Source organism: Timonella senegalensis JC301 (genome assembly GCF_000312125.1).
Lineage (GTDB): Bacteria > Actinomycetota > Actinomycetes > Actinomycetales > Cellulomonadaceae > Timonella > Timonella senegalensis.
The window spans coordinates 277,916-301,912 of sequence record NZ_HE978642.1 but is presented as its reverse complement, the minus strand read 5'-3'; the positions used below and the strand labels follow the sequence as shown (position 1 = coordinate 301,912).

The following is a 23,997-nucleotide window of genomic DNA, read 5'->3' as shown; positions in this document are numbered from 1 at the left end:
TCAGCGCTTCGGTTCACTCAACCGCCGTGCAAGCCCATAAGGACCCATAGTGAAATTCTTCGACCGGTTCAAGAGCGCCCGTCCCACTTCTGGGGAAGCTTCCACCTCGCACCACCACGGGCCGAACAGAGGCGTGGAAGATACCCGGGATGAGGAACTCAACCAGGCAGTCAATGCGCTCTACTCGGACGAGCAAGCCCACGAGGTCCACTTCTACGACCTGCCTGACTGGTATCGGGCTGCCCGTCCCCCACGATGGATGAAGCGGGCGCTCATCATGAGCGTCGCCACCGTGTTCATTGGCATCTTTATCTGGCGTGCAATGGGATCGCTCACTGGGCTGTTCATCAACCTCGTGATCGCTCTCTTCCTAGCCCTTGCCATGGAGCCCATCATCCTGTGGCTGGTTCGCAAGGGGTGGCGCCGCGGCGCTGCAACGATCGCGACGTTGATAGGTCTGCTCCTCCTTGTGGGAGCGATCCTCACGCTATTTGGCGGAATGTTTATTGACCAAGCCGGTCAACTCATCTCATCGCTTCCAGACACATATGACTCGGTGGCTACCTGGATTGAGAAGCGCATCGACATCAACATCCCGGAGATGAGCGAGCTTCAGCGCCAACTCATCAATGACTACGGTGGAGACGCCGCGAACCAGGCGCTCGCTATCGGCGCTAGCCTGCTGGGTGTCCTCTTCAATACGTCAGTGGTCTTGCTAGTTGCGTACTACTTGGCTGCAGCGGGCCCACGCTTCCGTGCCTCTATTTGTGCCTGGCTGAGCCCCGCCCGTCAGACCGAGGTTCTGCGCCTATGGGACATCACGCAGCGCAAGATTTCGGACTACATCAACTCGCGAGTTGTGCTCGCGTTCATTTCCTCGGTGTGTACTGCGATCTTCCTTCAGATCATTGGCATCCCATACGCGCTGCCGCTCGCGGTGTTCACGGGAGTTGTCTCGCAGTTCGTACCAACCATCGGTACCTACATCGGTGGCGCGCTGCCCATCATTTTTGCGCTCACGAACGGCGACATGTTTGGCGCGCTCGGTATCCTGATTTTCATCGTGTTGTACCAGCAGTTTGAGAATCTGCTTCTCGCCCCAAAAATCTCGGCAAGGGCACTCTCGCTCAACCCGGCAGTCTCGTTTATTGTCGTGCTCGCATTCGGAGCCGTATTTGGCGCGTTGGGCGCGTTCTTGGCGCTACCGATTGCCGCAACAATTCAGGCGATCAGCTCGACTTACCTACGCCGCCACGAGCTCATCGATTCCGAAATGCTTCGCGATCCATTGAGCGCACGGAGCTCAGCCAACCCTTCCGAAAACGATGAACAGGACGGCGTCGGCGACGCTGAAAAGAGCGAGGACTGATTTACTCCGGGTCACCGTAGAAAAGCGTCTCCATGACGTTGCGGGCCCGGCGCGCGGTGCGAAGGTAGTCTTCCTCCACCGCCGATGCCTCGCCAACGGGGTACTTGAGGACACGGCCGATTCCGCTGAGCATTGTCCGGTCCGAAGGCAGCACATCTGCGGCCGCGCCACCGATCCGCCCAGTCCACAGCACAAGGGCGTCGCGTAGGCTCGATGCAAATACCCAGGCGGCACGTAGGGTCTCCGCGTCGCGGTCCGTCATGAGCCCCGCTGCGCGGGCTGCCTCGAGGCCTGCGAGGGTCTCCGTTGTTTGCAGCCCTTCGACTCGTGCCCCGTGCTGGAGTTGGAACAGCTGGACGAGCCACTCCACATCGGAGATCGCGCCCCTGCCCAATTTGAGGTGTCGTGTCGGTGTCACGCCTCGAGGCAGCCGCTCCGACTCCACGCGCGCCTTGACCTTTCGGATGGTGCGAAGCGTGTTGGCGTCAATGCTGTCCGCTGGGTAGCGCAAGGGGTTGATCAGCTCAACAAACCGCTGCCCGAGTTCTTCGCTTCCCGCAACGGGTCGCGCTCGCAAAAGTGCTTGGCTCTCCCACGCCTCGGACCATCTGCCGTAGTACTCGGCATAGGACTCGAACGATCGCACGAGAGGACCATTGCGGCCCTCTGGCCGCAGGTCTGCATCAACGGCCAGGGGCGGCTCCTCGTTCGTTTCGGTGAGCAACCTACGAACGGTCCTGGCGACCTCGAGCGCATACGCACCCGCCTCCGCAGGATCCGCGCCCTCGGTGATCTCGTAGACGAACATGACATCGGCGTCCGAGCCGTAGCCCATTTCTCGCCCACCCATGCGCCCCATCGCGATAATGGCGAGTTGTGATGGTTCACTGCCCTCGGCCAGCCCCCGCACCTTGCGTGCCTCGTGGTGTGCGATGCGTAGCGCGCCTCCAAGCGTCGCATCCGCCGCGTCAGAGATGCCGTGGGCAGCATCTTGCGGAGCAATGTCTGTGAGTAGTTCCGCGCAGGCGATGCGGGCAAGTTCCCTGCGACGCAGCGCGCGCACGGAAGTAATGGCGTTTGAAGGGTCATCGGCGCGCGTGAGAATCGCATCGATCTCGGCATTCAGCCGATCTATAGATCGGATCGCCAGATCCGCATCGTCGTCAAACCACGTGATGGAAAGCGGCGACTGGCTGATCGCGTCAGCAACATACGCCGAGGTGGACAGCACAAACGCAAGGCGCTGGGCCGCCGAACCTGAGTCACGCAGCAACTTGAGGTACCAGTGGGTGCTGCCCAGCTTGTCGGAAAGCCGACGAAACGCAAGGAGGCCGGCGTCTGGCGCCGCACCATCCGCAAACCAGCCGAGCATGACCGGCAGCAGCTGCCGCTGAATCGCAGCGCGCCTGCTCACACCCTCTGACAGCGCCTTGATGTGCTTGAGCGCGCCCACGGGATCCCGGTATCCGATCGCCTTGAGACGCTCAGCAGCCGCTTCAGGAGCGAGCGTGGCCTCTTCTGCAGACAGTTGCGCGGTGGCCGGCAGGAGCGGTCGGTAGAACAGTGCCTCGTGCAGGGACCGGACCTCGCGCTTGGTTGTCCGCCAGCGTCCCATGAGCTCCTCGGAGCCGTTGCGTCGCATGCCCATGGCGCGCGCCAACACCTCAATCTCGTGTGGGGCCGTGGGCATGAGGTGAGTGCGGTGGAGTTGGCGCAGTTGGACGCGGTGCTCGATCGCCCGCAGGAAGCGATAGCACACGGCAAGTTCCGCGGCGTGCTCGCGCCCAACATAGCCGGCTGTAGCAAGGTCAGCCAGCGCGGTGAGGGTACTGGAGCTGCGAATTGACTCATCAAGGCGACCGTGCACGAGTTGAAGCAGTTGAACTGTGAACTCTACGTCTCGTAGTCCGCCCTTGCCCAGCTTGATCTGCCGCTCCGCCTCGGCAGGCTTAACGTGGTTCTCCACGCGCCGGCGCATCGCTTGGGCGTCCTCCACAAAGTTTTCGCGCGTGACTGCCGCCCACACCATGGGGTTCATCTTGTCCACGTACGCGCGGCCCAACTCCACGTCACCCGCCACGTGGCGTGCCTTGAGCAGCGCTTGGAACTCCCAGGTCTTGGCCCAACGCTCGTAGTACTGGACGTGGCTGGCAAGGGTTCGCACGAGTGGCCCTTGCTTCCCCTCCGGACGGAGCGCAGCGTCCACGGCCCACAGAGCAGGTTCGTCACCCGGGGAACCGCACACGAGCGCAAGGTCTGAGGCGAGCTGGGTTCCGGCTGCGAGCGCTACGTCCTCATCGTGCCCCTCTGCAGGCTCGACTACGTAGATAACGTCGACATCGGAGATGTAGTTGAGCTCCCGCCCACCGGTCTTACCCATTCCGATCACGGCGATTCGCGCGGACAGGGCGTGGTCGTCCTGCTTGGCGCGAGCAATGGCCAACGCGGCCTCGAGTGCGGCAGACGCAAGGTCCGCGAGCGCCGCAGCGATCGCCGGAAGGATCGACAGCGGTTCGTTCGAGGCAAGGTCCGTTGCCGCGATGCGCAGGATCGTACGGCGGTACTCTCGGCGCATGCGTGAGGTGTACTCGTCGGTTGAGATCCCCGGGTTGTCAGGTGTGGCGCCCTCCCGGGTCATCCCAGCTACCGGCACAGGCTCGGTCGGGTCCGCATCCACGGCCTTGAGCATCCTAGCTCGCACCAACTTGGCGTCCACGCCAATGCCGGGCGTCAGATCGAGAAGGTCATTCAGGAGCTCGGGGTGGCGTATGACCTCATCGGCGAGCGCAACGGACTGGCCAAACACAGAGAAGATTCGGCGGATCTGCTGGTCGCGATCCTCAGTTGCCTCGGATTCGCTCGAGTCGCCAACGGGCGCAATCACTCCGCGAAGGGAAGCGATCAGCCCCTTATAGTCGGGAGCGCTCCCCCGCTCTGCGCCATCGGTCTCATCGCGGCCAGCTACAAGGGACCCACACAGTCGGACGATGCTCAGCAGCCCGAGATCCGGGTCTGCACAAAAGGTCAGCGCCTCAAGTAGTGGGTGCACCGAATCAATGGGGCCTAGCACCTGGATCAGGTCGGGGTCTGAACACAGTTTTTCCGCCCGTGCGGCATTGGACACGCCCATCCGGATGAGGCGTCCCGTAACTGTCGTCGTACGCGATGGGTCAATCATTGCTTTCCTTGCGCAAAGAACGGGAACGACAAAGGCGCCGACGATGCCGGCGCCTTTGCGGTTAGAGGACCTGTAGGAGCCTCTTGATTTCGTATGGGGTTACCTGACTGCGGTACTCGTCCCACTCGGCACGCTTGTTCTTGAGGAAGTACTCGAAGACGTGCTCCCCGAGAGTCTCGGCAACGAGCTCCGAGGACTCCATGATGTTGAGCGCGGAGTCGAGGTTCTGTGGAAGCGGCTTGATGCCCAGCGCGCGGCGCTCTGCATCGGTGAGGCTCCACACGTCGTCCTCGGTTGCCTCTGGGAGGTCGTAGCCTTCCTCAATTCCCTTGAGGCCGGCAGCGAGCGTGAGAGCGTACGCGAGGTACGGGTTGGCTGCGGTGTCGATCGCGCGGTACTCGATGCGCGAGGAGTTTGACTTGCCCGGCTTGTACATCGGCACGCGCACGAGTGCGGAACGGTTGTTGTGGCCCCAGCACACGTAGGAGGGAGCTTCTGCTCCGCCCCACAGGCGCTTGTACGAGTTCACGTACTGGTTGGTCACAGCGGTGATCTCGGCTGCGTGGTGCAGCAGGCCCGCGATGAACTGGCGTCCAGTCTTGGAGAGTTCGTACTGCGCACCCGGTTCGTAGAAAGCGTTGCGGTCACCCTCGAACAGCGAGAAGTGGGTGTGCATGCCGGAGCCGGGCTGGTCCGCGAGCGGCTTTGGCATGAAGGATGCAAACACGCCCTGCTCTAGCGCAACCTCCTTGACGACAGTGCGGAAGGTCATGAGGTTGTCGGCGGTGTTGAGAGCGTCGGCGTAGCGCAGGTCGATCTCGTTTTGACCGGGTCCGGCCTCGTGGTGGGAGAACTCCACGGAGATTCCCATGGACTCAAGCATCGTGATGACCTGGCGGCGGAAGTCGTGTCCAGCTGGGCGCGCGACGTGGTCAAAGTAGCCTCCGTGGTCGATGGGAACCAGACGTCCCTCGTCCACGGGCTGCTCAAACAGGTAGAACTCGACCTCGGGGTGAGTGTAGAAGGTGAAGCCCTTCTCACTTGCCTTGTCCATCGCGCGCTTGAGCACGTTGCGGGAGTCGGCGAGGGAAGGAACGCCATCCGGCGTCAAAATCTCGCAGAACATGCGAGCAGTTCCCTGCGTCTCACCGCGCCACGGAAGCAACGAGAACGTTGTTGGGTCTGGGCGCGCAATCATGTCGGCTTCGTAGACTCGAGTCAGGCCCTCGATGGCGCTTCCGTCGAATCCGATTCCTTCTTCGAACGCTGACTCGAGTTCGGCTGGTGCGATGGCAACCGACTTGAGCATTCCCAAGACATCGGTAAACCACAACCGCACGAACCTGACGTCACGCTCTTCTACCGTGCGTAGCACGAACTCCTGTTGCCTATCCATGGATTACATCTTGCCTGATATTGCGGCTGAGAAACGAGTGGACGCGCAAAAAATCTCAGGAAAACGCATAAGGTTATTTGCATGGCTGAGCTACGAATTGCGATCGCGCAGATCGACACATGTGTTGGTGACATCGAAGGTAACGTCTCGAAGATTCTCGAATGGTCGCGTAAGGCCGCCGAGCAGAACGCCGACGTCGTGGTTTTCCCGGAGATGACAATCACGGGATACCCCATTGAGGACCTCGCGCTGCGGGCCTCATTCCAGCGTGCGGCTGAGGCTGCGTTGCACGAAACCGCCGAGCAGCTCAACAGCGAGGGTCTGGGTGACCTTCGAGTGATCGTGGGTTCGTTGGGTGCGCTCACTCTGAGCGACCACGTGCCCATGGACCGTCCGACCAACCGTGCCGCGGTCCTGAGCCACGGCCTGATCGAGGCGGCTTACGACAAGCACCACCTCCCCAACTACGGCGTGTTTGACGAGTTCCGCATCTTTGCTTCCGGCGACACCACAACGGTGATTGACGTGAAGGGCCGCCGCCTTGGCTTGGCCATCTGCGAGGACATCTGGCAGGACGGTGGCCCAGTGGCCGAGCTGGAGAAACTCGGTATCTCCGCGCTGATCACCCTCAATGGTTCCCCGTTTGAGGAGGGCAAGTCAGACGTTCGCCTCGGACTAGCCCAGCGCCGCGCAAAGGCGGTAGGCGCTCCCCTTATCTACGCGAACTCCACCGGCGGCCAGGACGACCTGGTGTTTGACGGCGGATCTTTTGTGGTTGCCCCAGGTGGCGAGGTCCTGGCTCGCGCACCAATGTTCACCGAGCACCTGCTCCTGTGGGACCTCGCGGAGGACGACAACGAACCGCACTACGGGGAGATCGCGCCGGAGCTCGAGAACGATCACGAGGTCTACCAGGCCGTGGTCACGGGACTTCGCGGGTACATCACCAAGAACGGCTTCAAGTCGGTCGTACTCGGACTGTCGGGTGGAATCGACTCCGCAATTGTGGCCGTGATCTGCGCGGACGCGATCGGCGGCGAGAACGTGTACGGAATCTCCATGCCGTCCGTGTACTCGTCCGACCACTCCAAAGACGACGCAGAGGACCTGGCCAAGCGCATTGGCGCCCACTACACGGTCCAGCCCATCGCACCGATGGTTGACGCCTTCCAAGGCCAACTCCACCTCGAGGGAGTCTCGGAGGAGAACCTGCAGGCACGCGTCCGCGGGATTATCCTCATGGCCGCATCCAACATGCACGGCCACCTCGTGATTGCCACGGGCAACAAGTCCGAGTTGGCGGTGGGCTACTCCACGATCTACGGCGACGCGGTGGGTGGATACGCCCCCATCAAGGACGTGGACAAGTCGCGGGTGTGGGAGCTTTCACGCTGGCGCAACAACCACGCAATCGACAACGGCGAGATCCCGCCCATCCCTGAGAGCTCGATTACCAAGCCACCTTCGGCGGAGCTTCGTCCAGGCCAGGTCGACCAGGACTCGCTGCCTCCATACGATCTCCTAGACGCGGTCCTCGATGCTCACATTGAGAACTCCGAGGGACGTCAGGAACTCGAGGCTCGTGGCTTCAAGCCCGAGGTTGTGGACAAGGTAGTTTCGCTCGTTGACCGAGCAGAGTGGAAACGCCGCCAGTACCCGCTCGGCCCAAAGGTCACGGCCCTCGCGTTCGGCCGCGACCGCCGCGTGCCAATCACCTCGCGCTGGCGTGAACCACAGAACGAGCAGTAACACCGGCGCAACACGTAAGAGTCGCAAGGGCGCGGGTCACCATTCATCCGGTGACCCGCGATCCCGTTTGGCGACTAGGCTAGTAAGTACGGGAGCCCAAGCTCCGAATGTCTTTGATTTTGAGGCGAGAACTCACATGACCGAGAACGTTTCTTCCACAGTGCCAGCCGGGACCCCTGCTGGCGATGCGCCAAAGCGCAAGCGCTTTCGCGTGCAGGACTTTGTCGCGCGCAAGGAAGCCGGCGATAAGCTCACAATGTTGACCGCGTATGACGGTGTCACTGCCCGCATTTTTGATGACGCGGGTGTTGACCTGTTGCTGGTGGGCGACTCCATCGGCGACAACATGCTCGGGCACGAGAACACCATCCCCGTCACGCTCGACGAGATGATCGTGGCTGCCCGATCCGTAGCACGCGCAACCAAGTACGCCATGGTCGTTGCAGACCTTCCGTTTGGTTCGTATGAGGCCTCGCCCGAGCAGGCGTTTACCTCCGCTGCGGCCATGATGAAGGGCTCGGGCGCTCAGGCGGTCAAGATCGAGGGTGGTCAGCGCATTGCCGCCCACGTCAAGCTCCTGACCCAGTCTGGCATCCCCGTTATCGGCCACCTCGGCCTGACGCCACAGTCCGAAAACATGCTTGGCGGCAAGCGCGTCCAGGCTCGTTCTGATGCGGCTGCCGAGCAGCTCTGCCAGGATGCACTAGCACTCCAGGAGGCCGGCGCGAGCGCCGTGGTCCTCGAGATGGTCCCGGCGCCGGTTGCAGCCCGCGTGAGTGAGATCCTCGCCATCCCGACCATTGGTATTGGGGCAGGCAAGGACGTGGACGGCCAGGTCCTGGTCTGGCTGGATATGGCCGGAATGGGCGACTGGTCGCCTCGGTTCGCCAAGCAGTTCGGCGCGGTGGGCGCCGCGCTTCGCGCAGCTGCCACCGACTACATCGGTGAGGTCAAGTCTCAGGCGTTCCCTGGTCCTGAGCACACGTTCGAAAAGTAGTCAGATGTGGGTGTGGGGAGCGGTTCTCTGGAACCGCTCCCCACACCTTTTTATTTTCGACGATTCACTCGTCTTCGTCCCTATACTCCTGATCCGCTTCGTCCCAGGCCGTCGTGCGGTTCTGGGCGATCTCTAGGGCTCGGGAGGCTTCCTCGGCGGTCCTGTACGGCCCCATCTTGTTCCACCAACTCATGAGCCCGCCCTTAACCACGCGCCCGTTCTTGGTGTCGTAGTAGTACTTTGCCATCGCATTCTCCGTTGAATTGGGATTCCGACCTACCTTCCTTCGAGGTTAGCCCAAACGATCACGCAACACGCGCAGTTCGACGGGCTTTGGCCTCGTCGAAGTGCCCGCTTCGGCCGGCTCGCCGGCGCAACCTAGAATGGAAGCATGTCACCACAGCGTTCCACCTTTGATCCCATCGTTGCAGGCTCCATCTCCCCCGAACTTTCCGTGCCCCGTTCGATTGCGCGCCCCGAGTATGTGGGCCACCCGGGACCCGCGCCTTTCGAGGGCTCGGACGTAGTCGATCCGGACACGATCGCGAACATTCGGGTGGCCTCACAGATCGCAGCGGCGGCTCTCGAAGAGGTGGGGCGAAGCATCGTTCCCGGCATCACCACGGACGCGCTCGACCGTATTGGTCACGAGTACATGCTCGACCATGGCGCCTACCCGTCGACCCTCGGCTACCGCGGTTTCCCCAAGTCGCTGTGCTCGTCCATCAATGAGGTCATCTGCCACGGCATTCCCGATGACCAGGTGCTTGTTGAGGGCGACATCGTCAACATTGACATCACCGCCTTCATTCACGGTGTCCACGGTGACAACAACGCAACGTTTGGTGTGGGGCAGATCGACGAAGAATCGTCGTTACTCATTGAACGAACCCGCGAGGCGCTAGCCCGCGGGATCAAAGCCGTGAAGCCCGGCCGCGAGGTCAACGTCATCGGGCGCGTCATTGAGAAGTACGCGAGCCGGTTCGGCTACGGCTCCGTGCGCGACTACACGGGGCATGGCGTGGGCGAGGCGTTCCACACCGGCCTGATCATTCCACATTACGATTCCGCACCGATGTACAACACGGTTATCGAACCGGGCATGGTTTTCACGATTGAGCCTATGCTTACACTCGGCACAATCGAAGCGGATGTGTGGGATGACGGCTGGACCGTGGTAACCAAAGACAAGAAGCGCACCGCACAATTCGAACACACGATTCTCGTAACAGAGACCGGCGCGGAGGTTCTAACCCTGCCATGAGCAAAGAGCAGAAGCTTGCATTCGGCATTGACATCGGAGGAAGCGGCATCAAGGGTGCGCCCGTTGATGTAGAGACCGGCGAGTTCCTCGGTGAACGCGTCCGCATCCCGACCCCGGAGAACTCAACCCCCGAGGCAGTATGCGAGGTGGTGAAGGAACTTCTCGAGGAGTTCGACCTACCCGCAGACGTACCCATTGGGGTAGCGTTCCCTGCGCCGTTGGACCACGGCGTTGTATTGAAGATCGCTAACCTCGACCCGTCGTGGGAGGGCCGCAACATTGAGAAGCTCATCTCCGAGGCCACCGGGCGGACCGTGTACTCGCTCAACGACGCGGATGCTGCGGGATTTGCCGAGGTGAAGTATGGCGCAGCCAAGGACACTGACGGCGTAGTACTCCTTGCCACGCTTGGCACCGGGATCGGCTCGGCACTGATCGTGGAGGGTCACCTAGTACCCAACACTGAGCTGGGTCACCTGCAACTCGACGGCTTTGACGCCGAGTCCCGCGCGGCCGACTCTGCGCGCACCCGCGAAGACCTGAGCTGGGAGGTGTGGGCCGCCCGCCTGCAGCGTTACTTCTCGCACGTGGAACTTCTGCTCAGCCCTGACCTCATTGTGGTCGGCGGTGGAGTGTCCAAGCACCACAAGGAGTTCCTGCCGTTGCTGGACCTGCGCGCCAAGATCATCCCGGCCGAACTCCGCAACGCCGCAGGTATCTCCGGTGCTGCCGCCTACGCGGCGGACCGTGCCCGCCACGGACGCAAGGCCGGCAAGAAGAAGGCCAAGAAGGACTAGTCTTAACGCTCAGCACACTGTGGGAAAGGACCTCGGCTTCGGCCGGGGTCCTTTTTCAGTGCGTTTTTGGGCACGAAAAAGCGGATGAGATAGCCGATACGCCGGGTTTTGTGGCTTGGGCGATTACTCGATCCAAGCTGGCAACCATCCATCTAGGCCCATGGTTACCCAGGGGCTCAAGCAGCCTACCCGAACGCTCAGCGAGCAGCTTCAACGCGTCCTGTCTGGCCTTGCTCCGGGTGGGGTTTACCTAGCTGCCCTAGTCACCTAGGGCACTGGTGGTCTCTTACACCACCTTTTCACCCTTACCCACCTAGGTGGGCGGTCTGTTTTCTGTGGCACTTTCCCGCGGGTTACCCCGGGTGGGTGTTACCCACTACCCTGCTCTATGGAGCCCGGACGTTCCTCGGGCCGCTTACGCGGCACGCGGTTGCCTAGCTATCTCATCCGCAACCTCAAGGTTACGCGCATTTTGCATGCCCACATGCACAACCGGCTCGCGCGCGCTGTGAGTTTCCCCTCTGCCCATGCCGCTCGCCGGGGCGCCCCGCACTTCACGGCTAGGCTTGGGGTGTGCTCATTCTTCTTCCACCGTCCGAGGGCAAGACGGCGCCCACGAGCGGCCCCGCTCTTGAACTGTCGACTCTCACTCACCCTGGCCTCAACGCTACCCGGCAACGAGTTCTCGATGAGCTTGCCACGGTATCCAAGGCGCCCAACGCACTTGAATTACTTGGCGTCGGCGCGTCCCTTGCCGCAGAGGTCGAGAAGAACGTGTCTCTGCGGGTGGAGCCCGCTGCGCCAGCGCGCGAGGTCTACACAGGTGTCCTGTTCGACGCCCTGGCGCTGGGAAGTATGACCCCGACACAGAGCGCACGGGCGGACGAATCGGTACGCATCATCTCTGGCCTGTGGGGCGCGGTCTCCCCCGCCGATGCAATCCCTGCATACCGGCTCTCGATGGGAGTGAGCCTGGGCGAACTGGGAAGCCTCGGCGCGCTCTGGCGCAAGCACCTCGAGCCTGAACTCTCCCCCATCGCCGCCAACACAGTCATCGTGGACTGCCGATCCTCCAGTTACGTGTCCGCATGGAAGCCCAAGCCCGCCGCGTTGGACAGCGACTGGGTCCAAGTCAAAGTCCTACGGGAACTAAACGGGAAACGCTCGGTGGTCTCTCACAACGCAAAACACACTCGCGGTGTGCTCGCCCGTCACCTGTTGACACGGCGTGGCAACCCGCCGCGCACAGCACACGACCTCCTGAAGGCAGCGCGCGGGTGTGAAGACTTCTTTGAAGTGTCCCTCCACCCGGGTGCACCGGGCGTGTTCACTCTAGAGATCGTTGTAAAGCAGTAAAAAAGTGAGGGGTGGTCCGCAGTTCACAGAACTGCGGACCACCCCTCACCGAATGTCCAGCGGATTACTCGGCCGCAAGCGGCGAAACCGGCTCCGGAACACGCACGAGAATGCGTCCGCATTCGTCGCAGCGCACGATCTTATCCTCGGGAGCGGCCTTGATTGCATCGAGTTCCTGCGGGTTGATGGTGAGGCGGCAACCGCCACAGCGTCCACCTACAAGAGCGGCGGCACCCACTCCTCCGAGCTGAGCCCTGAGTTTGTCATACAGCGCGAGCAGCCCTTCGTCGAGACCCTCGGCGGCCTTCTTGCGCTCCTCGATCGTGGCACGGGCCTGCTCGTTGATGGCCTCAATGGCGGCGCGCAGCTTGGCGTTGGCCTCTTCAAGCGCGGCCTCCATGCCGGAGTTGGCCTCCTCGACCTTGTCCAGGGTGTCCTTGTGCGCCTCGAGGCGCTCCATGACCTCGAGCTGCGCCTCCTCAAGCGCACCAAAACGCCTGGTCAGCGATTCATTCTCGGCTACGAGAGCCTGCGCTTCCTTCGCGGACGCGCCACCTGAGTCGAGGCGAGCCTGGTTGCGCTGAAGCCTTGTGGTGACCTGCTCCACGTCCGACTCGGCCTTGGTCAGCTCGCGCGTCAGGTCCGATGCTGCGGTGCGGGACGCGGTGAGAGCGCCTGAAAGGTCCTTGATCTGGCCGCTGATCTCGTCAACTGTGCCACGTTCAGGGAGGGTGCCGTGCTGGTGCTTAAGCTGCCCAAGCTTGGTGTCTAGAGCCTGGACTTCGAGGAGTTGGCGTTGATCTGCAACGGGGGCATTTGCCACGGTGGGGTCCTTCCGCACGCGGTAGTTGTTCGTGTCTGACTTTAGTTGGCGCGCACGTGAAACGTCCACGGATCGGTAGTGATATCGCTGACCCTCGTCTCAATCGGCGTCCCGGCGGCCGCTAGCGCGTCCGCAAGATCGGCTGCCGCATACGGCAGCCAGACCGACTCGCTGGCCCAGTGGGCCGAGTCAATGAGAAAAGGCTTTTCGACGATCGTGCGGGTTGGTCCCGCGTCCGCACCCGGCGCTGTGGTTGCGGAGTTGGCCCGCGCCTCCACAAAGTCGAGCACGTCGTGGTGCTTGAGATCCGAGGTGAGGTAGACGTCGGCGCCGCTCGCGGCGGCTTCCTCGAGGAGCGAGCCGCCGGATCCCCCAAGGACGGCGACTGTGGAGACCGTGGCGTCCTGCGGGCCAACCACCCGGATGCCCTGCGCAGCCTGCGGCAGGGCGTTCGCCACCAGGGTGGCAAACTCCTCGAGGCGCAACGGCGCCGGAAGGCGACCGATCCTGCCTAGGCCGAGTGAATCGTCGTTAATTGTTGGGGTCAGTGGGCGGGTGTCCACGAGTCCGAGGCGATCCGCGAGCGCGTCATTGACGCCACGGCGAGCCGAATCGGCGTTGGTGTGCGCGGAAAACAGAGCGCACCCGGAAGAGATGAGTCGGTAGATGGAAGCGCCACGGTCGGACTGGGTTGTCACCGCGCCCAGCGCGGTGAACAGGAACGGGTGATGCGTGACAATCAGGTCTGCGCCCCACGCGATCGCGTCCTCAACCACGGCGCGGGTTGCGTCAAGCGCGAGGTACACCTTGGAAACGGGGGCCGCGAGATTACCCACGGACAGGCCCGGCTTGTCCCAGCTCTCCGCGAGCTCGGCCGGATAGAGGCGCTCAAGCACCTCGAGGACGTCCGCAAGTGTTGCCTGGTGTGAACTGGGTGTGGTCTGCGAGGACATTGTTCAAGTCTAGCGGCCGAGACTACGGGAGACGTGGCCACACGCAGACGACCGCGCACCGAGAGTCGGTGCGCGGTCGCAGTGCGGACGTGTGAACGTCCTGGTCACGTGAACGGTGTCGCCATGACCACGTGGTTAAGGTTCAGCGGCTACTTGCCGTTGCCCTTACCGTTGCCTTGGCCCTTGCCGGGCTTGCAGGCGTTATCGTTCGGGCCGTTGCCCTTGTCGTGGCCCCAGGCGTTGCCGTTTCCCTTTCCGGGGCGGCACTTCTCTGGCTCAACTGGAGTCTTGACTTCCTCAATCATCGGGATGACCCGCAGGGTGTCAGACTTGGCGTTGCCAAAGAAGTACAGGCCGTTCGAGGTCTCGGTGGGAACACCTTCAGTGGCCTCCCCCGTGGCCTCGTCCAAAAGACCTGGTGCCAGATCAGCGATGGTGAAGCGAGCGATCTCCTCGCCCTTCGGCGTCAGTTGACGGTGCTCCATCGTGTCCGGGTTGATGACGGTGAGGCGCGAGGCAACGTTCATGTAAAGCAGACCTTCGTGCCACTCGTAGCTCATCGGACGCCACATTCCGTAGCGCGTGACCTCCGGGTAGATGTTCTTGGTCTTCTCGCTGACCAGTTCCATCGTGTCTGGGTTCACCACAAACACGTAGCCGTCGGTGGTTCCCCATAGGTTTCCGTCAGGACCGAACGAAAGAGCCGAGATGTGCTTTGGCTTCTGCCCACCCGGCAGGTTGAGCGAGTACTCGCCGACCTTAGTTCCGGTGGCAGCGTCATACTTGAACAGTTTGGCCTCGGTTGCGATCGGATCTGCGCCCAGTCCGCCCACTACCGTGGTCGAACCCCAAACCATGTTGTCGCGTACGGCTAGGCCGATCACGCTCTGATTCTCGACGATTCCCTTTTCTACCGTTTTTTCTCCGGTTTCGAGATCGTAGATTGTGAGAGCACCCTGGTGCTTTTCGTAGCCCGGAATGGAGCCGATGAAGAGCTTTCCATTGCTTTCGACCATGTGGTACGGACGGTCCTGGTCCTCACCGATGGTGAAAAGCTTGGAGATCTGCGGACGCCCGGTCGAGTCCTTGACAACCTTCTCGATGTGACCGCCAGGGTACACGCCGAAGTAGGTGGCATCTCCAACTGTCAGCATCGACTCAGCCTGCTCGGCCGGGAAGCGCTGGAACTCACCGGTCTTGGTGTTGTACTCCGCACCCGTTCCCGCAGGATAGGTGACAAAGTACAGGCCGCCGTCAGCGTTCTCGTTGATCGAGTGCAGCGGAGTTCCGGAGTCGGTTTGGATGACTGAAGGAAGCGAGATGCCCTGGCCAGTTTCCAGGTTGAGTGCGCGCAGCGGGCCCTGGCGGCTCGCCGTCACAAGCCACTCCCCAGCATGACCCAGGGAGGACAGGTCAGCCCAGGTTTGGCCACGCATTCCGAGGCCAAACGGAACACCCATCGCCTTGTAAGACGGCTGTGCACCTGAGAGGTCAACCTCGGCGATGGTGCCGTTGTAGGTCAAGTAGACCTTGTCGCCCTTGGGTGCCAGCTGCGTGAAGCCTGGGTTACCGTTCTGCGTTGGGGTTCCTGGAATAGTGGACTTCATCAGAGGGTTTGTGGCCCATTCGCCCGTTTCAAGGTTGTAGAACGCAGTTGCGGAGAGGTCACCAGTGAAGTTCACCAGCAGCCAGTTCCCGACCTTCTGCATGTCGTAAGCCCAAGGAAGTTCACTCACGCCAAAGAGCTCGAGAAGCGGATCCGAGATTCGCTCACGCTTGGTTGGATCGCTCACGTCAATCTTGACCACGGAACCCTTGGTACCGGTACCCGCATATACGTAGCCGTCGTGGTACTCAATCGAGCGGACGTACTCTTGCCCCTCAACCTGACCGAAACGCTGGAACGAGCCAGTGCTCTGGTCATACTTGACCACTTCACCAGTCTTGTAGGTGCCGATGTAGGCGTTAGAATCGTCGTCAATCACCATGGACCACGACGAACTGGCGCCGGGGACCACACCAGCCATCTCAACGGCGTTCGTCACTGGATCGTAGATCCAGAGTTCGCCGCGCTGCTGGCCCTCCTCGTTCTTGCCGATCGCGGCAACATAGACCTTGCCGTTTGGTGCGATCTCGAGCTTCCACACCTGGATGACCGATGGCATGAGGACCGACTTGATGTACTTGTTTTCCTCGACATCGATGACGTTGAGGAGCGAACCGTCGGACGAGGTAGCGGTGTAACCGACCTTGCGGCCATCCAGTTCACCGAACGCCATGTCCACGATCGAGGCAACGGCAACAGGGATACCCACTGAGGTTTCCTCACCAAACTCGACGCCCGGCATGGTGGGGACAACCGGGCCGACCTCGCCTGGGTCCTGGCCACCGGCATCCGGATCAAACGTGACCGGGCTGGTGCGCAAGTTGGCGCTGTTTGCGCCGCTGAGGAAGTAGAGTCCAGCGCTGTCCGCACCGGAAACCAACTGCCATGCGGTGACCATCTCGTCGGCAGAGATGTGCTGTGTGACCTGCGACGACGAGCGGTCGAACGAGGCAACACCACTCTCGTCACCGATGAACAGGGTCTTGCCGTACCAGTGAGTTTCCTTGAGGTCCGAGGGGTCGGTCGAGCCGAGGGCCTCAGCGAACGAGGTCGTCTGCGCGAGCTTTCCGGTGGAGGCGTCGATGCGCGCCACCGAGTCCCCGGCGGTTGCCCAAAGATCGGTTCCGTTCGGGCTGCTCAGCCCGGAGAGTGACGCGACGGGAGCGCCGGAGTCGGTCACTGGAAGTGAACGGACCACCGAACCATCAGCCACGTTGACGGCGATGAGCTGAGCCCCCGAGGCCCCGTGGGCCGATACGTATGTCAGCGGGCCGGCAGTGTGTCCCGAGGTGACCTGGATACCGGCAGGGACCCCCGAAATCTCGCGGACCGCACCGCTCGTGGGGTTATAGGCGTGAATCGCGGAGTTCGAACCATTTGATGAGAGGATCACGAGCTGGCTGCCAGCCGCCACCAAGTCAACTACCTTGAATCCGGCTGCAGGGGTGTAAATGTCCTCCGGTGCGCCACCGGCCTCAACCGTAATGCGAGCAACCGCGCCCGCCCCGTTCACCACATAGTCAAGTGCGCCAACCGAGGTCGAGGCCGAGAACTGACCCAAGCCATCCCGGGACGTGACCGCCGCGGTGGCGGAGTTAAAGATGACCCCAGCGCCGCTCAGAGTTGACGCGGAGTACAGGTTTCCGTTCGATGTCTTGCCCAGCGAACCCATTGGATGCGAGTTGTGCTGCTGGATCGGGTTGATATTTGTCTGCTTGCCCGTGGCGATGTCGAAGTGGGAGATGTGCCCGGAGTTCTGCACGGTGAGGAAAGCATCAGTGCCTGAGGTGCCAGACCACTTCACGCCACGAATGGTGTTCGCGGAGAACGCGATGCTGGTTGGGGTTGTGACAACCCTGTCAGGCTGCGTACCGTCGAGAACAACGAACTTTCCAGCGGAACTGACCACGATCTTGCCGTCCCGGTCTTCGGACTCGCCAAAGAACACGCCTGGGATCTTGTGTTCGGTGCCATCGGAGTTGATGGCCCACGTGTGCGTGACCAGGTTCAGGAAGCGGATGCTTGGACCATCGAGCACGGCAAGCCAGTTACCGAACTTTGCCATGGTGTTGACCGAAGCGGTCAGTGCCGTGTCCGCAAGTTTGGTGACAGCGCCGGTCTCGACGTCGTACTGCGCAATGTAGCGCTCTGCACCGTTGTCGATGGAGGCGTACACGGACCCGTTTGCATGGACTGCGGCGCGTGCGGTTGGCGCTTCACCGAGTGAAAGGACTTCGGTCTTATCCGTGGCGGGGTTGTAACTAATCAGCTGCGCCTTGGATAGCCCACCGTGGGCGCCCACGTACACCACAGAGTTTTCGTCGCTCGTGATCTGGCGCCCGTATGGCAGGTAGGTTGCAACTTCCTTGACCAACGATGTGGTTGGCGAGTACTGCCACAGGGCATTTCCGCCGGTCTTGAGCGCGGACATGTAGACGTTTCCGTCCTTGGCCACGTGCACGCGCTCCACACCGGTCACGCCGGGCAGAACGCGCGTGCGCAACAGGACGCCCTTGTCATAGTCGATCACTGAGAGCACCACATTGCCGGAATCCCCCGAGGCGCGGTTGGACACGAGGTAGGCGACGTTAGTTTCACCCTCGACACCAAAGGCCGCGTGCTGCATGTTGGCTTTGCCACCCATGAGCGGACCAAGATCAGTGATGCCGTTAGCCGCGCCTTCTTGGCTTGCGGCGGTCGCCGCTGGCACGGCTGCGGAGGCAAGGAGCCCCAGAGCTGTAGCCGTGGCGAGAACGCGTATGGATGCGCGTTGAGAACGAGACATTCAAACACTCCTTCTGGCGCCGCCTTTGGCGCCGTTGTGCTCACTCCCCATGCTTTCGGTGCGCAGCAGCAAACTGTGAGCTGGAGCTGGCGACTGCGATTGCAGGACATCCGAACCAACGGTTCGGCAGGACCAAACACCGCTGTTTTTTCCTGCACACCATGCAACCCGACGCCGAAAGGAAAGTCAACAACCGTGAAGCATTCAGTGGTCTAGGCCATATTTCACCCGAGTGGATTTGGTTTATTGGTCCGAATGGTTCCATCATTTTGTGTCAGAGCGCCAACTCGTGTAACGTTTCCACCGCTGAACAACGCGCTCATTTGCGCAGTTCACGCGTCCAGGGCCTATAGCTCAGTTGGCTAGAGCGCCACGTTTACACCGTGGATGTCGGGGGTTCGAGTCCCTCTGGGCCCACCAGAAACAAAAGGGTCAGACCATCAGGTCTGGCCCTTTTGCGTACCACAAGCACAATGTGCGGGGCATCGAACGGATGATTATGGATCCGTTCAGTGTCGAACGGATCCATAATCATCCGTTCGATGGGAGTACGGGTGTGGGGTGGTGGGGCCAGGGTGAGCGAAGCGGATCAGCCGCGACGGTGACGAAGGCTACACACGCCCAACTAGGTGACCGCACCCAAAACCATGTAATGTTTTCTTCGTTGCAGTGCACAGCACGGCATCGGAAAGGGCCTATAGCTCAGTTGGCTAGAGCGCCACGTTTACACCGTGGATGTCGGGGGTTCGAGTCCCTCTGGGCCCACCAGAAACAAAAGGGTCAGACCATCAGGTCTGACCCTTTTGCCATGCCTCGACGAGACCGTTCGCGGCTGGAACTGCGGTTGCTGGGGTTGCCGGCTCGATCGTCGAGAGTCTTTCCTGCCACCCACCCAACCCTCACCCACATCGAACGGATCAATAATCATCCGTTCGATTGATCTTGGTGTTCAAGCGCGCATTCTTGTTGCACTCTGAGCTGCACGGGGAAATGATGACAGCATGCGCAACGAGCCACATCAGCCTGCAGGTAACCAGCCAGCCTCGAGTGCCGTTCCCGATGCAGTCCATGTCCCCACCCGTAAGGAATGGCTCGCTCTTGCGGTTCTCTCCACAGGGCTGGGACTCATTGTCCTGGACGGAACTATCGTTGGCGTGGCTCTCCCCGAGATCATCCGGGACCTGAACCTCAATCTAACGGACGCCCAGTGGGTCAACAGCCTGTATGCGGTCATCCTCGCTGCACTCCTGCTGTCCACCGGCAAATTGGTGGACCGATGGGGCCGGAAGCGCATGTTTCTTGTTGGACTCACCATCTTTGTTGCAGGTAGCACCTACGCCGCTACTGCGGGCGCAGCGAGCCCACTAATCGCCGCACGCGCGGTCCAGGCCGTGGGTGCAGCGTTCATCATGCCTTCCACTCTGTCCACAGTGAATGCCGTGTTCCGAGGAAAGTATCGGGCCGCTGCGTTCGGTGTGTGGGGCGCAGTCATCTCCGGTGCGGCAGCAATTGGCCCACTGGCGGGTGGCGCGCTCACCCAGTACGCGTCGTGGCACTGGATCTTCTTGGTCAACATTCCACTCGGATTCATCGTGGTTATCCTGGCCGCGCGCTCCGTCCCGGAGACCCGTGGCGGCAAGCCTGCTCGCGGCGCTGACGTGGACGGAGCGATGCTGAGCGCGATCGGGTTTGGTGCCCTCGTGTTTGCGGTCATCGAGGGCCCCGACTTGGGCTGGTGGAAGCCCAAGGCAGACCTCAACGCGCTCGGCCTGACGTGGTCCAAGGACTCGGCAATCTCGATCGTTCCGGTAGCACTACTCGTCGCGGCCGTCGCCCTCGCGCTGTTCATCAGGTGGGAACGCCACCGCGCACGCGTGAATCGGTCCGCGATCCTCGACTTGGGCATCTTCACCTTCCCAACGTTCAACTGGGGCAACGCGACTGCCGCGATGGTGGCCGTAGGCGAGTTCGCGATCATCTTTGTGCTGCCGCTGTTCCTTATCAACGCCCTCGGACTGAGCGTCATGGGAGCGGGCCTCGTTCTGGCGGCCATGGCGGTGGGCGCGTTCCTTTCGGGCGCTGCCGCCCGCCATATCGCCGCCCGATATGGATCACCTGGGACTGTCCTTATCGGCCTTGGTCTGGAGGTTGTGGGTGTCCTCGCCCTCGTCCTCCTCATTCGCAGCACCACTCCCGCCTGGCTCGTGGCTATTCCACTCATCGTGTACGGATTGGGGCTCGGGCTTGCTTCCGCGCAGCTGACCGGCACCGTGCTGCGCGATGTCCCCGTCACTGCCTCCGGTCAGGCCTCGGCCACGCAGTCCACCGTGCGGCAGATCGGCTCGGCCCTGGGAACGGCCTTCGCAGGAGCAGCGCTGTCCGTGGCGCTCGGCATCAACCTACCCAACGCCCTAGAGAAGGCAGGCTTCACCGGCCAGGCCGCCACACAGTTGACCGAGCAGACTCGCCAGTCCGCTGGCTCGACAATCCTTCAGTTGCGGGCGCAGGACGCGCAAAGCCCGCTGGGAGGGCAGACCGCGAGCGCCGTGGACGCCCTCGTGGACGGGTTCGCCACATCGACCCGCTGGTCTTTGCTCGTGGCTACGTTGTTCCTCATCTTCGGATTTATCGGGGCAGCGCGTCTTCGCCGGGCCGCCGAATAGGTCCCACGTCCGCTCACAGGCCCCGCTCCCCACCGCCGGGGCTCCAACCGGTCAAGACTGGCATTCGCACGGTACTCTCAAGGGAACATCCACCGGCTTCGAAGGAGAAGACTTCCGCATGGCGATTTACATGGACAAGGCTCAGCCCTCGGTGTGGAAGGCCGCTGAGCAGCTCTCGGCCGCAATCACCCAGGCGGCGCAGGAGGTTGGTCTGCCCGACACAGAGTCCGAACTCCTCAAGGTGAGGGCCTCTCAGCTCAACGGCTGTGCGTTCTGCCTCGACCTGCACGCGCGTGAGGCGCGGGCAGTAGGAATCCCCCAACAGAAGCTTGACCTCATTCCTGCGTGGCGCGAATCCACGGCGTTCACCGCTCGCGAGGTGGCGATGCTCAGCATTGCTGAGGCCGCAACCGTGCTTCCGCTCACGCCAGCATCAAGGACGGAACTCGCAGCAGCGCAGGCCGTTCTCGGCGATGACGCATTCGCCGTGGCGGAGTGGATTGCCACCGCAATCAACATGTTCAACCGCATCTCGATCCTGTCCCATCACCCGGTCCGCCCTAGGGACGCCGAGGGCAAAGTGATCAGATGACAAACCTCGAGCGCGCGCCGAACGAGACCGTCCTGCGCACGGGGGGATCCGTGCGCCACAGTGGAGGTCCTTGAGCCGCGCGAGGTGCCGCTCGGCGGCCCTCGCGCCCTGACCGTGTATCGGGCACTCCCCCACAAGACCCGGTCCCTTGTGGGTGCGTGGTGCTTCTTGGACCACTACGGCCCGAACGACGTTGCTAAGACGGGTGGGATGGTCGTGCCGCGCCACCCTCACACCGGTCTTGCAACCGTGTCGTGGCTGTTCAGCGGTGAGATCGACCACGTTGACTCGGGCGGTAACACTGCGCGCGTCCGCCCCGGCGAACTGAACCTCATGATCGCGGGCAGCGGGATCACGCACCAGGAGATCTCCGCACACGGTTCGGGTGAGCTGCACGGCGTCCAACTCTGGTACGCGCTGCCCGAGCAGTCCCGTCACTCCCCCAACGGGTTTGTGAACTACGTTCCCGAGCCCGTTTCGTTCGGCCCGCTCACTGCCCGAGTGTTCATCGGTGAGCTGTTCGGTTCCGTCTCTCCTGTGGTCACCCGTACGGGTGACCTCCTGGGTGCGGAACTGCGCATGTCCGGCGGCTCGTCTGTGTCCTTTTCTATTCGCGACGATTTTGAGTACGCTCTGCTGGCCGAGGACGGTCCCATCAAGGTGGGTGGCGTCGAAGTTCCGCAGCGTGCGGTTGCGGTCATTCCAACGGGTTCCACAACCCTGGAGTTTGAGGCCGGGCCGCAGACCACCCGCGTGTTGCTGCTCGGCGGGGTGCCGCTTGGTGAGTCGATCGTGATGTGGTGGAACTTCGTGGGCCGCAGCCATGAGGAGATCGTGGAGTATCGAGCACGCTACCAGGAGGAAATGGGGTTTGAGCCGCTAGCGCCGGGCCACGATTCCCTGCCGCGACTCTTTGGTAAGTTTCCATCCGGCCAGCCCGCGGCCCTTCCCGCTCCCGTTCTACCCAATACTCGGCTGAAGCCTCGGGCCTCGTCGCGGCCGGCCAATAACTCTCGCCCCCTCGCCTAAGGAGCACACCATGCCGTACCAGCAGTTTCACGTTCTCGATGACGCAGCAAACTCGCGCTACATCCTGGTTGACGTAGGCGACGAGGAAGCAATCTCACGAGCCGAACCCGGCGGTGAGTCGCAGGTCATCCAGGCGGGCCTCATCGACTATGTGGACGTCCGGGGCGCCGATGCCACGGAAAGGGTCCTCGTTCACACGGAGGTCGACCCGAGTTATGAGGGCCACGGCTTGGCATCAGTGCTGGCCAAGGGAGCGCTCGATTCCATCACTTCCCACGGCTACCGGGTAGTGCCGGTGTGCCCGTACATCGCCGCGTGGCTGCCCCGCCACCCCGAGTTTGCGGCGATCACGATACGGCCAGATTCACGGCACTTGCGTGCCGTTGCCGAATTGCCATAAGCACGATTCCCCTCAACATCGCCACGAACACGAAGAGCCACACTACTGATGCGGCCACGAGGGCCCCGTAGCCAATAGATTCGACCACTGGCAGCGCGTCGACCCGACCGATGTTGATCGAGGCGACAGCGAACATTCCCATGGGAAACACCATGGACCACAGCGTGGGGACGTAGGTCAACGGAACTTTGTTGAGCACATGCCGCCACACTCCGGCACCTAGCAGCATCGGAATCAGCCAGGCCGCGAAACACCAGAACACGACCACGGTTCCTGACACGAGGTCGCGCACCGCGTCGACCATGGGCGTGGATTCCATTGCCACGATGTTCGAGCCTGCGACCACGGCGATGGCCATGGCGCCCATCGCCACCCAGTATGGCGGCTCGAACTGCGCCGGCGTCACGCCATGGTGAATGATCCGCAGGGCCACGAGCACGCTCACCCCGATGTACAGGGCAACACCAACGGACCAGGACATGACGGCGATGATTCCGATCCAGCGCGCCTCTCCGTCAAAGTGTGGGCGCAACGCGGTCATGCCAATAGCTAGCGACTGGCTCGCCACGGACCAGATGTACCAGGTTCCGTTGGTGCGGGCGAGGATGGGCAGCCCGTCCCTCGTCATGAGCACCTGCCGGGGCAATAGGTAGCCGAATACGAACCACAGGAGCGCCCCCACCATGAAGAGAACCACAGCCACACCCGCATACCCTTGGTACACGAGCCGCACCCCCAACACGTCGGTTCCGGCAACGATGGTGAAGTAAGCGAACGCCTTTTCGGGGTTGCGGATGTCAGACGTCGTTTCGGCGCGGAAGATCGCGGCTCGCGCGATGAACAAGACCCACAGCACTACGTACGCAATCACTGCTATGACCAGAAGCACCTCGGATAGGACCTCAAACCCGGTTAGGTGAAAGCCCACCGACATGATCGACGTCCCCATCACGAGCGCAAAGTACCCAGGGGAGAGTTTCTCTAGCGCGGTCCCATAGGGCAGGCCGCGCCAGCCCACCTGAGTTGAAGCGTTCATCTCA

The 23,997-nt window shown here is 62.0% G+C and carries 17 protein-coding genes, 2 tRNA genes and 1 other RNA gene; 12 read left to right on the top strand and 8 right to left on the bottom strand.

The window, feature by feature from the left end; translation table 11 throughout:
• Positions 1-49: 49 nt before the first annotated feature.
• On the top strand, positions 50-1,369 hold the full coding sequence (locus tag HGSM_RS05850; protein WP_230197503.1) for an AI-2E family transporter: 1,320 nt from the start codon (positions 50-52) through the stop codon (positions 1,367-1,369).
• Between the two features lies 1 nt (position 1,370).
• Here the strand turns inward: HGSM_RS05850 and HGSM_RS05845 are convergent, their stop codons facing one another.
• Both HGSM_RS05845 and HGSM_RS05840 read right to left on the bottom strand, forming a co-directional pair.
• Positions 1,371-4,547, bottom strand: a complete 3,177-nt coding sequence (locus HGSM_RS05845; protein ID WP_019147813.1) for a bifunctional [glutamine synthetase] adenylyltransferase/[glutamine synthetase]-adenylyl-L-tyrosine phosphorylase — start codon at positions 4,545-4,547, stop codon at positions 1,371-1,373.
• A gap of 61 nt (positions 4,548-4,608) precedes the next feature.
• Positions 4,609-5,943 carry a glutamine synthetase family protein gene (locus HGSM_RS05840; RefSeq protein WP_019147812.1) on the bottom strand — a complete coding sequence of 445 codons (1,335 nt, stop codon included), beginning with the start codon at positions 5,941-5,943 and terminating at the stop codon, positions 4,609-4,611.
• Positions 5,944-6,024: 81 nt separating this feature from the next.
• Here HGSM_RS05840 and HGSM_RS05835 point away from each other — a divergent pair, with 81 nt between their 5' ends.
• Both HGSM_RS05835 and panB read left to right on the top strand, forming a co-directional pair.
• Entirely contained in the window at positions 6,025-7,692 is a 1,668-nt protein-coding gene (locus HGSM_RS05835; protein WP_019147811.1) for an NAD+ synthase, read from the top strand.
• A 136-nt stretch (positions 7,693-7,828) separates the two neighbouring features.
• Positions 7,829-8,689 (top strand): 3-methyl-2-oxobutanoate hydroxymethyltransferase, encoded by an 861-nt coding sequence (gene panB / locus HGSM_RS05830; protein WP_019147810.1) that lies wholly within the window; start codon positions 7,829-7,831, stop codon positions 8,687-8,689.
• A 64-nt stretch (positions 8,690-8,753) separates the two neighbouring features.
• Here the strand turns inward: panB and HGSM_RS05825 are convergent, their stop codons facing one another.
• On the bottom strand, positions 8,754-8,936 hold the full coding sequence (locus HGSM_RS05825; RefSeq protein ID WP_019147809.1) for a hypothetical protein: 183 nt from the start codon (positions 8,934-8,936) through the stop codon (positions 8,754-8,756).
• Positions 8,937-9,080: 144 nt separating this feature from the next.
• Between HGSM_RS05825 and map the strand changes: the two genes are divergently transcribed.
• Both map and ppgK read left to right on the top strand, forming a co-directional pair.
• Positions 9,081-9,953, top strand: a complete 873-nt coding sequence (gene map / locus HGSM_RS05820) for a type I methionyl aminopeptidase (protein WP_019147808.1) — start codon at positions 9,081-9,083, stop codon at positions 9,951-9,953.
• Positions 9,950-10,750: a polyphosphate--glucose phosphotransferase gene (gene ppgK / locus HGSM_RS05815; RefSeq protein ID WP_019147807.1), complete on the top strand. Its 801-nt coding sequence runs from the start codon at positions 9,950-9,952 to the stop codon at positions 10,748-10,750. Before map ends, ppgK begins: the two co-directional genes overlap by 4 nt.
• An 81-nt stretch (positions 10,751-10,831) precedes the next feature.
• Here the strand turns inward: ppgK and rnpB are convergent.
• Positions 10,832-11,196: RNase P RNA component class A (gene rnpB / locus HGSM_RS13720), an RNA gene on the bottom strand.
• Between the two features lie 127 nt (positions 11,197-11,323).
• On the opposite strand from rnpB, the gene HGSM_RS05810 reads away from it, so the two are divergent.
• A complete protein-coding gene (locus tag HGSM_RS05810) occupies positions 11,324-12,106 on the top strand; it encodes a YaaA family protein (protein WP_019147806.1) in 783 nt (260 codons plus the stop codon).
• A 64-nt stretch (positions 12,107-12,170) separates the two neighbouring features.
• Here the strand turns inward: HGSM_RS05810 and HGSM_RS05805 are convergent, their stop codons facing one another.
• The 3 genes from HGSM_RS05805 to HGSM_RS13665 all read right to left on the bottom strand — a co-directional run bounded on the left by HGSM_RS05805 (position 12,171) and on the right by HGSM_RS13665 (position 18,273).
• Positions 12,171-12,929, bottom strand: coding sequence for a zinc ribbon domain-containing protein (locus HGSM_RS05805; RefSeq protein ID WP_040594783.1), 759 nt, complete (start codon positions 12,927-12,929; stop codon positions 12,171-12,173).
• Positions 12,930-12,970: 41 nt separating this feature from the next.
• Positions 12,971-13,882 carry a Nif3-like dinuclear metal center hexameric protein gene (locus tag HGSM_RS05800; RefSeq protein ID WP_019147804.1) on the bottom strand — a complete coding sequence of 304 codons (912 nt, stop codon included), beginning with the start codon at positions 13,880-13,882 and terminating at the stop codon, positions 12,971-12,973.
• A 149-nt stretch (positions 13,883-14,031) separates the two neighbouring features.
• Positions 14,032-18,273 (bottom strand): YncE family protein, encoded by a 4,242-nt coding sequence (locus HGSM_RS13665; RefSeq protein WP_051009685.1) that lies wholly within the window; start codon positions 18,271-18,273, stop codon positions 14,032-14,034.
• Between the two features lie 343 nt (positions 18,274-18,616).
• Between HGSM_RS13665 and HGSM_RS05790 the strand changes: the two genes are divergently transcribed.
• The 6 genes from HGSM_RS05790 to HGSM_RS05765 all read left to right on the top strand — a co-directional run bounded on the left by HGSM_RS05790 (position 18,617) and on the right by HGSM_RS05765 (position 22,957).
• A tRNA-Val gene (locus tag HGSM_RS05790) sits at positions 18,617-18,693 on the top strand.
• A 271-nt stretch (positions 18,694-18,964) separates the two neighbouring features.
• Positions 18,965-19,041 (top strand) — tRNA-Val (locus HGSM_RS05785).
• A gap of 233 nt (positions 19,042-19,274) precedes the next feature.
• Positions 19,275-20,936, top strand: coding sequence for an MFS transporter (locus tag HGSM_RS05780; protein ID WP_019147803.1), 1,662 nt, complete (start codon positions 19,275-19,277; stop codon positions 20,934-20,936).
• Between the two features lie 118 nt (positions 20,937-21,054).
• Positions 21,055-21,528, top strand: a complete 474-nt coding sequence (locus tag HGSM_RS05775) for a carboxymuconolactone decarboxylase family protein (protein ID WP_019147802.1) — start codon at positions 21,055-21,057, stop codon at positions 21,526-21,528.
• Between the two features lie 60 nt (positions 21,529-21,588).
• Positions 21,589-22,557 (top strand): pirin family protein, encoded by a 969-nt coding sequence (locus HGSM_RS05770; protein WP_019147801.1) that lies wholly within the window; start codon positions 21,589-21,591, stop codon positions 22,555-22,557.
• Positions 22,558-22,567: 10 nt separating this feature from the next.
• Positions 22,568-22,957, top strand: coding sequence for a GNAT family N-acetyltransferase (locus HGSM_RS05765; RefSeq protein WP_019147800.1), 390 nt, complete (start codon positions 22,568-22,570; stop codon positions 22,955-22,957).
• On the opposite strand, the gene HGSM_RS05760 is transcribed toward HGSM_RS05765, so the two are convergent.
• Positions 22,905-23,993: a tellurite resistance/C4-dicarboxylate transporter family protein gene (locus HGSM_RS05760; RefSeq protein WP_019147799.1), complete on the bottom strand. Its 1,089-nt coding sequence runs from the start codon at positions 23,991-23,993 to the stop codon at positions 22,905-22,907. The two genes, HGSM_RS05765 and HGSM_RS05760, sit on opposite strands and share 53 nt — an antisense overlap.
• Positions 23,994-23,997 lie beyond the last annotated feature (4 nt).

What these genes read in the sequence shown, in the direction of transcription:
- HGSM_RS05845 (WP_019147813.1), bottom strand. Translation starts at nt 4,547, where the DNA reads ATGATTGACCCATCGCGTACGACGACAGTTACGGGACGCCTCATCCGG.
- HGSM_RS05840 (WP_019147812.1), bottom strand. Translation starts at nt 5,943, where the DNA reads ATGGATAGGCAACAGGAGTTCGTGCTACGCACGGTAGAAGAGCGTGAC.
- HGSM_RS05835 (WP_019147811.1), top strand. Translation starts at nt 6,025, where the DNA reads ATGGCTGAGCTACGAATTGCGATCGCGCAGATCGACACATGTGTTGGT.
- panB (WP_019147810.1), top strand. Translation starts at nt 7,829, where the DNA reads ATGACCGAGAACGTTTCTTCCACAGTGCCAGCCGGGACCCCTGCTGGC.
- HGSM_RS05825 (WP_019147809.1), bottom strand. Translation starts at nt 8,936, where the DNA reads ATGGCAAAGTACTACTACGACACCAAGAACGGGCGCGTGGTTAAGGGC.
- map (WP_019147808.1), top strand. Translation starts at nt 9,081, where the DNA reads ATGTCACCACAGCGTTCCACCTTTGATCCCATCGTTGCAGGCTCCATC.
- ppgK (WP_019147807.1), top strand. Translation starts at nt 9,950, where the DNA reads ATGAGCAAAGAGCAGAAGCTTGCATTCGGCATTGACATCGGAGGAAGC.
- HGSM_RS05800 (WP_019147804.1), bottom strand. Translation starts at nt 13,882, where the DNA reads ATGTCCTCGCAGACCACACCCAGTTCACACCAGGCAACACTTGCGGAC.
- HGSM_RS13665 (WP_051009685.1), bottom strand. Translation starts at nt 18,273, where the DNA reads ATGTCTCGTTCTCAACGCGCATCCATACGCGTTCTCGCCACGGCTACA.
- HGSM_RS05780 (WP_019147803.1), top strand. Translation starts at nt 19,275, where the DNA reads ATGCGCAACGAGCCACATCAGCCTGCAGGTAACCAGCCAGCCTCGAGT.
- HGSM_RS05775 (WP_019147802.1), top strand. Translation starts at nt 21,055, where the DNA reads ATGGCGATTTACATGGACAAGGCTCAGCCCTCGGTGTGGAAGGCCGCT.
- HGSM_RS05765 (WP_019147800.1), top strand. Translation starts at nt 22,568, where the DNA reads ATGCCGTACCAGCAGTTTCACGTTCTCGATGACGCAGCAAACTCGCGC.
- HGSM_RS05760 (WP_019147799.1), bottom strand. Translation starts at nt 23,993, where the DNA reads ATGAACGCTTCAACTCAGGTGGGCTGGCGCGGCCTGCCCTATGGGACC.